Below are 583 nucleotides of genomic sequence, written 5' to 3' on the forward strand. Positions count from 1 at the left end.
GGCGACGTTCCAGCTGTTGCGGACGGCTTCCTCGCTGATGCGGGTGCCGAGGTTGTCGTCGAGGTTGTAGAAGTCGCGGTAGAAGGCGGTGTAGTAGGCGTAGCGGTCGGCCTTGACGGTGTCGGAGATGCCCTGGAAGAACTCGAGGGGGGCGGCGCCGTCGGGGTTGTCGTCGGTCTTGAGCATGAAGGGTTCGAGGGAGGCGAGGAAGGCGGCCTTGGCGATGCGGGCGGGGCCGTAGGTGCCGAGGTAGCGGCCGACTTCGCCGGTGCCCATGGAGAAGCCGACGAGGGTGACGCCGTGGAGGTCGAGGGTTTCCAGCACGGTGTTGAGGTCGGCGGCGAAGGTGTCGTAGTCGTAGCCGGTGGTGGTCTGGCTGGACTGGCCGAAGCCGCGGCGGTCGTAGGTGATGACGCGGTAGCCGGCTTCCAGCAGGGCGGCGGACTGCTTTTCCCAGGAGTGGCCGTCGAGGGGGAAGCCGTGGATCAGGACGACCGGGCGGCCGGTGCCGTGGTCCTCGTAGTACAGCTCGATGTCGGTGCTGTTCTCCTGGCCGACGGTGATGAACGGCATGGTGTTCCCT

General features: G+C 66.9%; 1 protein-coding gene. It reads right to left on the minus strand.

Features of this window, described 5'->3' with window-relative positions; translation table 11 throughout:
* A partial coding sequence (locus IF37_RS0138440) for an alpha/beta fold hydrolase (protein ID WP_030754455.1) occupies window positions 1–573 on the minus strand: 573 nt, incomplete at its 3' end.
* Window positions 574–583 lie beyond the last annotated feature (10 nt).

The sequence above is a fragment of the Streptomyces sp. NRRL S-31 genome (genome assembly GCF_000718775.1).
Lineage (GTDB): Bacteria > Actinomycetota > Actinomycetes > Streptomycetales > Streptomycetaceae > Streptomyces.